This window comes from Flavobacterium kochi (assembly GCF_048286715.1).
Classification (GTDB): domain Bacteria; phylum Bacteroidota; class Bacteroidia; order Flavobacteriales; family Flavobacteriaceae; genus Flavobacterium.
On record NZ_JBLVPW010000017.1, the window covers coordinates 52,414 to 64,980 of the forward strand.

Genomic DNA, 12,567 nt, shown 5'->3' on the forward strand with positions numbered 1-12,567 from the left:
ACAGATAAGACTTCGAAATGAATAAAAGGTTTAATCTACCCCCTAATTTTTATAGAGTTTGCGTAAATTCGCCAAAAATTGCACGAAACTTCATGAAAATAATCAAAATATTTTTCTTACTCCTGGTCTGTTTTATATCTAGAGCTCAAACCGAAAAAAATGTAGATCAGCAAAGTCTCCTTTGGACCCGGTACAATAACCAATTGGCATTAAACAATAAATGGTCAATAAATTCTGAATTTGACAATAGGATCTTTCTAAAACCAGTTACCGAAAATTTATATGTGCTACGCGTGCAGGGGCGCTATAAAATCAATGACCATTTAGAAACAGGAGTTGGTTTTGCTTATTTCTCAGTCGCGACGCAGCAGCCTGAACTAAATTACGATTTTAATATACCGGAATACAGAGGCCAACAAGATATTACATGGAAACAAGAGGTGGACAAAATCACTTTCAATCAACGTTTTCAACTGGAAGAACGATTTATTCACAACGCCAACAAACAGGAATTGGTATCCGGAACCACTTTTTCCTGGAGATTTAGATACCGCATTCAAGGTGATTATTCTTTTTGGAAAAAAGAAAATCAGTTTTTAAAAGTAATAGTATCCGATGAGCTATTGATTAATTTCGGTAAAAAAATCATCAAAAATTCCTTTGATCAAAATAGAATTTATGGTGCGGTACAGTATGGTATCAACAAAAATTTCGCCATCGAAATTGGATATTTAAACAGTTTTCAACAACGGGCCAATGGAGTGGATTACTTTAATAGAGACATCATCCGATTCAGTATTTTCCACAAGCTAAGATTACAAAAAAAGGTTAAAAATAGACCAACACCCTAGTGAAATAAAAACTGCAATCTAAAAAACAAATTAATTAAAATCGGGATTAATATTAATTGCTGATTAACAGCGTATTAACTAAATTTTTAGGGATTATGGCGTAACTTTAATAAAAAGATATAGCCATGAAAAATTTCGCAATCAAACTCGTCTGGTTTACCACTATTTATGTTTTTGTATTTGCCGGTTTATGTCAAACAACTATTTTTTTACCGGTACTAATGACCCTCTATTGCCTTGGTATAGTATTAATCTTATTTATGGTTTATACTGCATTGCATGACGATTACAAAACCTTGAAAACCTTCAAAGATTGGTACGGTGACCATCCCATGGAAACTTTGGAAGAAGAAGAGGACTAGTAAACGCTATAAATATAACTTTAAACAAAAAAATCCCGACACTTCGGGATTTTAACTTCTTGATATAAACGTTGTTAGTAAATTTTCCCGTCTTTATCAAAAAATGGTTTTCCATTTATCAAAACTTGATTTACTTCTTTTCCATTAACGGTAATTTCCCTTCGGTATCAATTTCAACACCCGGTAATTGGTTCAATAATGTTTGCACATTTGCATCTGGACGCACTTTAAATGATGAGGCATTAAATTCTAAGGTATCTTTCTTAATTCGTATTGGTGGAGAAGTTTGATAGCCCATATAAGAAATTTTCAAAAAGCAGGTTTAGTAATTTTTTTAACCTCCATTTTAAAAAATCCGTTTTTATCAGAAATAGTAAAATCCATTACGGTAGAGCCTTTTACAGAAGTGAGATAAAAAGTGGCCGCCTCTAAAGGAATCTGCGTTTTATTTTTAAGGATTTTGCCTTTAATGACACTATTGCTTTGAGCAAATGAATACGAACAAAAAAGAAGCAAGAGGAAGGAGCAGAATTTTACCATAAAAAAATTCGCTGTTATCGGTTAAGAATAGACAGCGAATTAAGTAATTTAATTTTTCAAACGTAATTTCTTACAAAAACTTTAACAAAAAATTATTTCTCTCTGATATAAATATCGATCGGAACTCCTGAAAAGTCCCAGTTTTCTCTAATTTTATTTTCCAGATAACGTTTATAAGGTTCTTTAACATATTGCGGCATATTGGCAAAAAACACAAATTGAGGTGTCGGTGTTGGCAACTGCATGCAATATTTAATTTTCACATATTTTCCTTTTGTCGCTGGTGGCGGGTATGCTTCAATAACTTTCAACATAAATTCGTTGAATTTTGAAGTAGCAATACGTTGTTGTCTGTTCTCGAAAACTTTTACTGTAGCTTCCAATGCTTTCAATAAACGTTGTTTCGTTAATGCAGAAACAAAAAGAATAGGCACATCCGTAAATGGCATTAATTCTTCTCTGATTTTAGCTTCATAATCACGAGTTGACATCGTTTCTTTTTCAACTAAATCCCATTTATTTACTAAGATTACAACTCCTTTACGGTTTTTCTCAGCCAACCAAAAAATGCTTTGATCTTGTCCTTCAAAACCACGGGTGGCATCAATAATTAAGATACAAATATCCGCATGCTCAATGGCACGAACCGAACGCATTACAGAATAAAACTCTAAATCTTCTTTCACTTTCGCTTTACGACGAATTCCCGCAGTATCGACTAAGTTAAATTCAAACCCAAAACGGTCAAATTTAGTATCAATAGAATCCCGGGTAGTTCCCGCAATATCAGTAACAATATACCTGTCTTTTCCAATCAATGCATTGATAAAACTTGATTTTCCAGCATTAGGACGACCTACTACCGCAAAACGAGGCAATACAACTTCTTCCTGAGTTGGCTCTGGTTTTATAGGAAAAGCATCAATCAACGCGTCCAATAAATCCCCTGTTCCACTTCCAGAAATACTCGCAAACGTATAATATTCACCTAAACCAAGGTTGTAAAACTCAATCGCATCTTTCTCACGCATTGCATTGTCTACCTTATTTACAGCAAGTAAAACCGGTTTCGTTACTTTACGCAACAATCTCGCAACAGCATCATCCATTGGCGTAATGCCTTCTTCGACATCAACTACAAAAATGATAACATCAGCCTCATCTATAGCAAGTTCTACTTGTTTACGAATTTCGCCTTCAAAAACGTCATCCGATCCACGTACATATCCTCCGGTATCAATCACAGAAAATTCCTTTCCGTTCCATTCGCTTTTTCCGTAGTTTCTATCACGGGTCACTCCCGAAACCGAATCTACAATCGCTTCTCTTCTTTGTATCAATCGATTAAAAAGCGTCGATTTTCCTACGTTTGGTCTTCCTACAATGGCAACAATGTTGTTCATAATCCTAATTTCAAATATTTTGCAAAGGTACTCTATTATTTTGTATTGCTACTATCCGTTTTTTGCATGAAGGATACTAGTAAAAATGCTTTGTTGTAATTCTTTTTACAACAAAGAGATAACATAGCCTGACCGTTCTGGTCAAGCTTAAAAAACCTTATTGGTTATAGCCAAATCGTTTTAACATATTCGCGTTGCTTCTCCAGTTTTTATTCACTTTCACATACAACTCTATATGGATTTGTTTTCCAAAAAATTTCTCTAAATCAACACGTGCCTCCATTCCTACTTTCTTCAAAGCAGCACCTTTATGACCTATAATGATTCCTTTTTGAGTTTCACGCTCCACCATAATCAAAGAACGAATTCTAATGATGTTTTCATCTTCAAAAAACTCTTCCGTAACAATTTCTACTGCGTATGGAATTTCTTTGCTGTAATTCAATAATATTTTCTCTCGGATGGTTTCATTTACAAAGAAACGTTCCGGTTTATCTGTCAATTGATCTTTCGGGTAATACGCTGGAGATTCTGGTAGCAATTCAATTATTCGTCCAAAAACTTCCGGTACATTAAAATTCTGCAATGCTGATATCGGAAAAATTTCTGCATTAGGTACTTTCGCAGTCCAAAAAGCCACTTGTTCCTCCAATTGAGCCTGATTTGAATTATCAATTTTATTCAACAACAACAGAACAGGGATTTTGGCATGGATTATTTTATTAAAAAACGCTTCATCTTTCAACTCCTGTTCTCCAATTTCAACCATATAAATCAGAACATCAGCATCTTCAAAAGCGGACTTAACGAAATTCATCATCGATTCCTGCATTTCGTATGCTGGCTTGATGATTCCAGGTGTATCGGATAAGATCATCTGAAAATCTTCTCCATTAACAATTCCTAAAATTCTATGACGTGTTGTTTGTGCTTTTGACGTGATTATTGACAATCTTTCTCCAACAAAGGCATTCATTAGTGTTGATTTCCCAACATTTGGATTTCCTATGATGTTTACAAAACCTGCTTTATGTGACATTTCTATTATAATTTATTTTGCAAAGGTAGACATATCAAGTCAATAGACGAAATAAAACATTTTTTAAAATTTATGTTTGAATTTATTAAATTTAGTTGTACATTTGCACCCGAAACAACGCGGGATAGAGCAGTAGGCAGCTCGTCGGGCTCATAACCCGAAGGTCACAGGTTCGAGTCCTGTTCCCGCTACTAAGAATTTTATTGAAATTACAAACGCACATCGCGGGATAGAGCAGTAGGCAGCTCGTCGGGCTCATAACCCGAAGGTCACAGGTTCGAGTCCTGTTCCCGCTACTAAGAACGACCCATCAACTTTTTGATGGGTTTTTTGATTTTCACCACCTTCCTCACCCCCTGTAAACACTGAGATTAAGTCAAAAACACCATTCACTTTTTTGGTTAGATACTCTCTATTTTTTGCCCTAATGGACAAGCCTTGTGGAAACACTAAATTTTGAATTCTTATTTTATCCTCGACATTTCCTCTACCCCAGCATTCACTAATGTTTTTAATTTTATCGACTACTTTTTCGACATGTATTTTGTGGTTAGATAATTTTTTTTCGTTCCTATCCATTTGTTCTTCAATTGCCTTTAATTCGTCTGTAAACTGCAATACATACTTGTTGTATTTTTCATCCCCAAAATTTGGATTATCAAAATAGCGCTTGTCCAAATTCTCTATTTTTATTTCTAACTCTTTTTTCTTCACCAGCAAACCCTTCATTTCACCCTTACCCTCAGTGTTCATAGTATCAAAGAGCTTATGCAACTGCAATTTAAAAGGTTCGATAAACCGACTGTTAAGTGTATATTTTGACAATAAATCTTCAAAAGTATTATTCAAACCTGCTGCTTTTGAATTTTTGGTGGTCGAAGCGTTAAAACTAACATTTTTACACTTTTGGCATTTGTAATAATGTTTGCTTCTGAGCCGAACCTCATAACTGGTAAGCAAGCATCCACATTCACATCGTAGAAAACCCGTCAGCGGTCTAAACTCATTAATTTTATTTTTGGTATATTCTTTAACTGAATTCCTTTTATTTTTAGAAAGCATGCTATCAACTATCAGGAAATCTTCTTGACTGACCAATCCTTCCCAATTTCCTTTCACTGGTGCTTCAATTAAGCAATTGACTAATATTCCACAGTAAAACGGATTACGCCATATAGAACTAAGCCCTTGCTTTGAGATTTTCAGATTTAATAGCTCCAATTTTTGTCTAATCACATAATCTCGTTCGCCTATTAGTTTCCATTTCCAAGCCTTTTTTAATAACTCCCCTTCGGCATTGATTGTAATAGACTGCGTTTCTTGAAGCAAAGTATAATCACTTACTTTTTTTCCCCGCATGGTATAGCCTCTAGGAGCTTTACCTAGCCAATCTCCACCACTCAACAGCGTTTTCATTCCTGGAAGTGTTTTTTCTAACCGATCCATGTTTTCTCTTCTGGCATCCAAAAGCTTACTGTAAATGTCTAATTTACTGTATTCATCATTAGTACAAAGTCCAGATGACGTCTCTATTAAATGAACTCCTAACTTATCTACTAGCTCATTTACAATCACAATAGCATTACCTCCGGTTCTTGAAAATCTACTAATAAATTTTATAGCAATTCCAAAAGGTTTCTGTTTTGCATTTTTAACCTCATCTATCAATTTAGTGAACTCCTTTCGTGTAAAATCACCTGAAGCACTTTCATAAGTTCCCCCAAGTATATTTTTCAAAGCATATCCATTTTTATTAGCAAATTGAACTATTTCACTTCGTTGCTCTTCTAAGCTATTGTTCACTAATTGCATTTTAGAGCTAACTCTGGTATAACCCCAAATCTCTTTTACCGCAACCCTTTCTACTATTTTATCTTTTTGAAATTTTTTAAAATTTTCTATTCCCATAATGCTACTCTTTTAAATTATATACTACTATCGCTAATTGAAATAGACTTTCAATTATTTCATTTGTCTCCGATTCTGATATTTCATCAAAACCTACACATTTCCTTAATTCTTCGATCGTTAATCGATCTAGATTACTCGCATTGTTCTTCTTAGTTTCGCAAGACATTCTTTCTCCCTGTTCGAGAGTTAAGTCCGTGCCCGCTGTCTTAAACATTTCCAAAGCTTTCTCTGGAGTGATTCTCCTTTTTTCATTCTCCTCTTCATTTCCCATCTTGCGTCTCCTTTTTCAATAGCAAAAGACCGCTTTAACGGTCTTTTGCTAATTCCACATTAAGTCACACTTCTTCACAAAGATAGGATGCAATTTTAGTATTTTGATGGGTAAAATTTACCCATGATAAAACAGTATTGCTTCCTGCTTTTTTAAAAAGATTAGGATGCTTTTCTATTATAATCAGAGATATAGTATGTATATGATTCTTGAATTTGCACTAGGTGTTTTTATTTTCCGGAATATCCTTTTCCTTTAGAAACAATTCCCTTGACTTATCCAAAAACTCTGCTTCCCCATACGGCAGGAGCTGTAGTGCTATCTCCAACATGTTTGTTGCATTGGTCGGTGGATCTGGTATATGATTAGAAAATGGTCCATCTGTATCAAGCGCCATAATGGATATCTTAATCAAATTAGCAACTGTAAAAAGCAAATCCAAATATCCTTCCACATCTATCTCAACATTATACAAGCCTTTTTTATGCTTAGCTGGTCGAAGTGTCTTAAAACTCTTTTCTGCCAGTTCTTGCAATTCCTGCAACGTTTTTGTTTCATTCGTTTCCATAGCTATTCTTTTTCAGTAGTTAGTTTGTTTAGGTCTTGCGAATCTGAAATAAATATTTGATGCATTTCATCCAATAACTCAATTCCATCTAGAGGAAGTAACTGAGCAACAATTTCCAATACGACCGCAACATTAATAGATGGATTTTTGACCGTCTCTGAAATTTCAGGTGCTTCTTGGTCTAGTGCCAGAATACATAATTTTAACATGTTCGAAATAGCATAAGCTAGTTCGCAATAATTTAGCACTCTGATTTCAGCAACGTACATAGCACTTTTATGTCTAACAGGCTTTAGTGTTTTGAAATACCTAGCGCTTGATTTTATAATATTATCTGCCTTTTTAATTTCATCTGTTTCCATAGTCTTTAATTTTTTGTTTTGTTTTTTTAATATATCCCTCAAATAATCTTCGAACTTCTTTTTCAACCCAATCCACTTTTGCAGATGCTACTTCCACGGTTTCCTTACTGATTGGTTCTATTTCTGCATTGAATTGGATTGCAGCACGAGCATCTACCAGTTGCTCCAGTACAATCCACTCTTCTTCCTTATCGGGGTCAAATGTTTTGCCTAGAATATTGGAAAACTTACTCAAGTCCTCTTGCAGTTTTCCAATATCGTCGTGAGCCACCGCATTTCCCGTCAGAAACCATGATGCACTAACAAAAAGTGAGCACAGTTGTTCATGCATCGTGTAAGCTGCCATTAAATGGTTTTCACTTCCTAAATGAAACCTTAGATCCCGTCCAATAATATTGCTCTCATTAAAATAGAGACGAAACCTTTTTTCAGACTTCTTTATAAGCCATTTGGCATCGAATTTTTTGAGAGAAATAACACTACTACTTTCATCGACACTATACACCAGTTCGTGTTCGCTACAATGCATAATAAAAAAAGTATTGCCTTCATTGAGCTGCATCACTACCCAATCTGCACTATAGACTCGAAATGAAAATTCTGGATGGGATTTGAAAATTTTCCGTGCATGATCGTAAATATCATCATAACTATCCTGATTGTCTTCACTGACAATAACCGTGATAATGCCTATGTTGACTTCCCCTTCAAGATGCCGTGAGAAATAGATGGAGTCTGTCTCTATAAACTCTAGTAGAAGTTTGACTATCTTCTTTATTTTACTGTAATCCGGATAATCTTTCTGAATTAAAATATTATGATACATAATTCAAATTTTTAGAGTTCTTTATTATACACATTTTCAATTTGCTCCAATTCGGCTTCTACAAGTAGACAAGCTTGTTCATGGAATAACTTGCATCTTTTCGCTAGAAGCTCAGTATCTACTCTACATGACTTTTTCAAGTGAACCCAACGAAGTGAACCTGGGTATGCTTTTAATAAATCAAAGAGTTTTTTATCTTCGCCTGTATTTCGTGGAAATATTTCAGAAGTAAGTGGCGTGAATATTTCACAGATTTCAAACAAATAAGCCATTGAAAAATGATTCGGATGATATCCTAAAAACACATTGATGAGCCCTAGGCAGATTTGTTCTACAGCGATATGCATCATAGCTTCCTGAACCTCTCCGGTTTCCATATAGTCAATTTGATTCTCGCTACTTATAAAATTATCAGCCACTATATTTCTGTTTTTCCAATAGGAGCGGATGTAATCAATATTACGTTTTGGAACTTCATCAAAGTCAAGATTTGGGGGCATAATTTCACGCTCATACACTTTATACCCTTTGGTTAAAACAGCATGGTAGAAATATAATTGATGTGGCGTGAGATAATTACCTGATTTCCCTTTATGAAGTAACATCGTCACTGTATAGCGTCCTTCTGTTTTGTTTTTTATAACTTCACTAATATCAGATGCGGTTTTAATTATATATTCATCTGTTAAAACCAATAAATAGAAATGGGTATTTCTTTCCCTTTTAGAATTGTTTTCCGAAAAAGGATTTAAAACCGATTGGTTTTTCTTTCTCTCTCCAAAACAGTAAATACCACTAGTACTGATACTTTCAACAATAATGTTCCTAACTGTCTGTAATCCTCCTTTGTCAATTGCTTTCATAATTTAAATTATTTAGTTAATACTAATCCGAAAAATTGTATTTTTGTTTAATACACAGCAAGTAAGCAATAGATTGTACCGTACCGAACTATTGGAAACTGTATCTTACAAAGGCATACTTGTTTTTTACCAAAATCGATTTTTTTAAAGAATTTTAAATACCTTTGAGCTATGGACACAGCAACAAAATCGAAACATATAGGCAGAAATATTAGCCGAATCAGAGAGCTAAAAGGAATGAAACAGGAAGCATTAGCTATTGCTATTGGAGTAAGCCAGCAGTCGGTTTCTAATATCGAAGCAAGCGAAGCTATAGAAGAGGATAAACTTATTGAAGTTGCAAAAGCTCTTGGTGTAAGTGTGGAAGCAATTAAAAACTTTTCAGAAGAAGGTGTAATTAATTATTTCAACACTTTTAACGAAGCCGTTTCAGGTAATAATTTCAACCATTATAATAGCTGTACATTTAATCCATTGGATAAATTAATAGAGGCTTATGAAGAAAACAAGAAACTTTATGAGCGTTTACTAGAAGCGGAAAAAGGAAAGAATACTTAATTGGAAATTAGCCAATAAGAAATAATATTAAATTTGTTTTCATAAGGGAGAGCCTCGCAATTTATTGTGGGGCTTTTTTATTTCCTCCTATTAAATCAATTAATTGTTTGATGGGTAAAATTTACCTATGATTGTAAATCAATTTTCTATTCGTTAAATTCGTATCCGACTGAATAATGAACTTGAAAATATGTGGATATGGATTTCAGAAAAGAAAGGCTCTCAACCGAGGAAGCCAAAAAAATTGACATGACCAGTTACCTCTCATCATTAGGGCACCAAGCTGTTGAAATTCGAAATGTGGATTATTGGTATCGTTCTCCATTGCGGGAGGAAAATAAACCTTCTTTTAAAATCAACCAAAAACTGAATTTATGGTTTGACCACGGACTGGGCAAAGGCGGCAATCTGATTGATTTTGGTATACTGTATCATGGCTGTACTGTTAGTGAATTTTTACAAAAACTCAATACTAATTTTTCTCTTCAACAGCCAACCTTATTACCTTCAAATAAAAGTGTTGCTACAGAAAATAAAATCAGAATTCTTGGAGATTTTCCAATCACTTCTCCAGCACTTTTGAGATACCTCGAACAGAGAAAAATTCCAGTTGAAATTGCCAATCAATTTTGCAGGGAAGTCCGCTACGAACTGAATAGCAAAACCTATTTTGGAATTGGCTTCAAAAACAATTCCGGAGGTTATGAAATTCGGAATCCCTATTTCAAAACCAGCAGTTCTCCAAAAGATATTACCATCATAAATAATGGAACTGAAGAAGCTATAATCTTTGAAGGTTTTATAGACTTTCTATCCTTTAAAGCGACAACCAAAAACCTTCCCGAAAAGGGTCAGGATTTTGTTGTTTTAAATTCGGTTTCCTTCTTTGAAAGAGCACGCCCATTTATGGAAAATCACAAATGCATTCGGCTTTATCTTGACAGGGACACTACAGGAATAAATTGTACCCAGCGTGCACTTTCTTTGAGTACACAATACAAAGACGAGAGTATCCTTTATAAAAACCATAAGGATTTTAACGACTGGATTATGAATCCTGGAAAAGCTCCAAAAAAGCATTTGGGGCGCAGATTATAAAAACACCCACAACTTATTTTCCGATTTTCGATGGCTGTTACCTTTTTGGCAGACTTTGAAAAATTGAAAGTCTTAAGAAGATATAAAAAGCTGAAAAGTTGCAACGTTCCTGCAACGGCAAGATGAACGGTTGTTGGACAACCGACTCTTGCTGCCTATTCACTCGGAACTCGTGGGCAGTGAAACTGAAAGGATAAAAAGAGTTTGATAACAATGAAAATGAGAGATGATGGAAAAAGAAAATTCAAACAGGACACGCAAAATCGGGCTGCGATTAACACCCGAAGAATATTCAAAAATTGAGCACAAATGGAAATCCAGCACTTGCCGTAAGCTAAGCGATTATCTTCGCAAGCATCTACTGAACAAACCTATTACAACCACTTACAGAAATCAGTCATTGGATGATTTTATGGAAGAAACAGTAGTGCTTCGTAATGAGCTAAATGCCATCGGGAACAATCTGAATCAGGCAGTTAAAAAGTTGCACACCCTGCAACAAATTCCCGAATTCAGAGTCTGGATTATCAGTTTTGAACTGGATAAAAAAATATTTAATAATAAGATAGACGAGATTGAAAGGCACACCTTTAAAATTACGAGCAAATGGTTACAATCATAAAAACAAGCCACTCTATTCGTAGTATTTTAAACTACAATGAGAACAAAGTGAAAGCTGGTGTAGCTGAGTGTATCAGTGCGGGAAACTATCCTGTTGATGTCTATAAAATGAGTGATACCATGAAGCTAAATCGGTTTATAAAACGAGGTGAACTAAACGAAAACGCAAAGCGGAATAGTGTCCATATTTCCCTAAATTTTGACCCGTCAGAAAACCATTCCAAAGAAAAACTAATAGCTATTGCCGATACTTATATGGAGAAAATAGGCTTCGGAAAACAACCTTATCTAGTGTACCAACATCACGATGCTGGACATAATCACTTGCATGTGGTCTCCATAAATATCGAGAGAGATGGTAAACGAATCGACCTGCATCATTTAGGCATAAGAAAATCAGAACCCGCAAGAAAAGAGATTGAAGAACTCTTTGGACTAGTTAAAGCAGAAGGAAGAAAAAAGAAAGAAGAATTTAGTTTAGAGCCTATTTCAATGGGCAGGGTTTACTATGGAAGGATTGAATCAAAGAAAGCCATATTCAATGTTCTAAATGTAGTTCTGAACCATTACAAGTATGAGAGCCTTGCAGAACTTAATGCAGTATTGAATCAATACAATGTCATGGCTGACCGAGGTAGTGAGAATTCCAAAATATTTTTGTCAAGAGGATTAGTTTATCACATATTGAACGAACAAGGTAAGCCAATTGGTGTTCCAATCAAAGCGAGTAGTTTTTATAATAAACCGACTTTGAAATTTTTAGAAGAAAAATTTAAGGACAACCAAGTTAGAAGAACACTTGACAAAACACGAGTTAAAAATGCTATTAATATTGCACTATTAAGAGAGGGGGCAATGCCCATAACCGAACTGGCAAGGCTATTGGAAAAAGAAGGTATTCATACTGTTTTTAGAAAAAGCGCAGAAGGCTTGCTTTATGGCATTACCTATGTCGACCATACGACAAAAAATGTTTTTAACGGAAGTAGCTTAGGAAAACAATACAGTGCAAAGGCGATTGAAGAACGCTGTGGATTAAAGGTTACTGGTGAAGAAAAAAGGAATCAGATTTATGAAAAACTTCCTTCTAAAGATTTTTTGATTGAGAATCTTCAATATCAAAAAGATACACTTACTATTCCTGATTTGGTGAAAGTATTGGATATGATTATACAAGCAGAATATTCTTCAGATTATTTACCAAACCAATTGAAAAACAATCGAAAAAAGAAAAAAAGAAGGGGGCTATCTAATAATTTGTAATAGCCACCAATATTTATCTAAAAAAGAGAAT

The 12,567-nt window shown here is 34.7% G+C and carries 14 protein-coding genes, 2 tRNA genes and 1 pseudogene; 8 read left to right on the forward strand and 9 right to left on the reverse strand.

Annotated features, from left to right (window positions below):
* Positions 1 to 92: 92 nt before the first annotated feature.
* Positions 93 to 851, forward strand: coding sequence for a DUF2490 domain-containing protein (locus ACNQGH_RS15430; protein WP_417956917.1), 759 nt, complete (start codon positions 93 to 95; stop codon positions 849 to 851).
* Positions 852 to 976: 125 nt separating this feature from the next.
* Positions 977 to 1,213 (forward strand): hypothetical protein, encoded by a 237-nt coding sequence (locus ACNQGH_RS15435; RefSeq protein WP_417956918.1) that lies wholly within the window; start codon positions 977 to 979, stop codon positions 1,211 to 1,213.
* Positions 1,214 to 1,293: 80 nt separating this feature from the next.
* Here ACNQGH_RS15435 and ACNQGH_RS21905 read toward each other — a convergent pair.
* From ACNQGH_RS21905 to era, 3 genes and pseudogenes are all read right to left on the reverse strand, one after another.
* Positions 1,294 to 1,753 (reverse strand): annotated as a pseudogene (locus ACNQGH_RS21905) (outer membrane beta-barrel protein); the annotation flags it as partial.
* Positions 1,754 to 1,845: 92 nt separating this feature from the next.
* A complete protein-coding gene (gene der / locus ACNQGH_RS15445) occupies positions 1,846 to 3,156 on the reverse strand; it encodes a ribosome biogenesis GTPase Der (protein WP_039109002.1) in 1,311 nt (436 codons plus the stop codon).
* A gap of 157 nt (positions 3,157 to 3,313) precedes the next feature.
* Positions 3,314 to 4,195 (reverse strand): GTPase Era, encoded by an 882-nt coding sequence (gene era, locus ACNQGH_RS15450; protein WP_416855258.1) that lies wholly within the window; start codon positions 4,193 to 4,195, stop codon positions 3,314 to 3,316.
* Between the two features lie 118 nt (positions 4,196 to 4,313).
* Here era and ACNQGH_RS15455 point away from each other — a divergent pair.
* Positions 4,314 to 4,386 (forward strand) — tRNA-Met (locus ACNQGH_RS15455).
* A gap of 32 nt (positions 4,387 to 4,418) precedes the next feature.
* Positions 4,419 to 4,491 (forward strand) — tRNA-Met (locus ACNQGH_RS15460).
* Here ACNQGH_RS15460 and ACNQGH_RS15465 read toward each other — a convergent pair.
* From ACNQGH_RS15465 to ACNQGH_RS15490, 6 genes are all read right to left on the reverse strand, one after another.
* Entirely contained in the window at positions 4,451 to 6,103 is a 1,653-nt protein-coding gene (locus ACNQGH_RS15465; protein ID WP_417956973.1) for a recombinase family protein, read from the reverse strand. The two genes, ACNQGH_RS15460 and ACNQGH_RS15465, sit on opposite strands and share 41 nt — an antisense overlap.
* Positions 6,104 to 6,107: 4 nt before the next feature.
* Positions 6,108 to 6,320 carry a hypothetical protein gene (locus tag ACNQGH_RS15470; RefSeq protein ID WP_417956920.1) on the reverse strand — a complete coding sequence of 71 codons (213 nt, stop codon included), beginning with the start codon at positions 6,318 to 6,320 and terminating at the stop codon, positions 6,108 to 6,110.
* Positions 6,321 to 6,597: 277 nt separating this feature from the next.
* Positions 6,598 to 6,945 (reverse strand): hypothetical protein, encoded by a 348-nt coding sequence (locus ACNQGH_RS15475; protein ID WP_417956921.1) that lies wholly within the window; start codon positions 6,943 to 6,945, stop codon positions 6,598 to 6,600.
* Between the two features lie 2 nt (positions 6,946 to 6,947).
* Positions 6,948 to 7,307 carry a hypothetical protein gene (locus ACNQGH_RS15480; protein ID WP_417956922.1) on the reverse strand — a complete coding sequence of 120 codons (360 nt, stop codon included), beginning with the start codon at positions 7,305 to 7,307 and terminating at the stop codon, positions 6,948 to 6,950.
* Positions 7,294 to 8,133, reverse strand: a complete 840-nt coding sequence (locus ACNQGH_RS15485) for a hypothetical protein (RefSeq protein WP_417956923.1) — start codon at positions 8,131 to 8,133, stop codon at positions 7,294 to 7,296. The genes ACNQGH_RS15480 and ACNQGH_RS15485 overlap by 14 nt, the downstream gene beginning before the upstream one ends.
* Before the next feature lie 11 nt (positions 8,134 to 8,144).
* Positions 8,145 to 8,996, reverse strand: a complete 852-nt coding sequence (locus tag ACNQGH_RS15490) for a hypothetical protein (RefSeq protein WP_417956924.1) — start codon at positions 8,994 to 8,996, stop codon at positions 8,145 to 8,147.
* Positions 8,997 to 9,167: 171 nt separating this feature from the next.
* Between ACNQGH_RS15490 and ACNQGH_RS15495 the strand changes: the two genes are divergently transcribed.
* The 4 genes from ACNQGH_RS15495 (at position 9,168) to ACNQGH_RS15510 (ending at position 12,536) form a co-directional block, all read left to right on the forward strand.
* The gene (locus tag ACNQGH_RS15495) at positions 9,168 to 9,554 is read left to right on the forward strand and encodes a helix-turn-helix domain-containing protein (protein WP_417956925.1); all 387 of its coding nucleotides are present in this window, start codon (positions 9,168 to 9,170) and stop codon (positions 9,552 to 9,554) included.
* A gap of 198 nt (positions 9,555 to 9,752) precedes the next feature.
* Complete coding sequence (locus ACNQGH_RS15500; RefSeq protein WP_417956926.1) at positions 9,753 to 10,652, forward strand: toprim domain-containing protein; 900 nt, start codon at positions 9,753 to 9,755, stop codon at positions 10,650 to 10,652.
* A 226-nt stretch (positions 10,653 to 10,878) separates the two neighbouring features.
* A complete protein-coding gene (locus ACNQGH_RS15505) occupies positions 10,879 to 11,274 on the forward strand; it encodes a plasmid mobilization protein (protein ID WP_417956927.1) in 396 nt (131 codons plus the stop codon).
* Positions 11,259 to 12,536, forward strand: coding sequence for a relaxase/mobilization nuclease domain-containing protein (locus ACNQGH_RS15510; protein ID WP_417956928.1), 1,278 nt, complete (start codon positions 11,259 to 11,261; stop codon positions 12,534 to 12,536). Before ACNQGH_RS15505 ends, ACNQGH_RS15510 begins: the two co-directional genes overlap by 16 nt.
* Positions 12,537 to 12,567 lie beyond the last annotated feature (31 nt).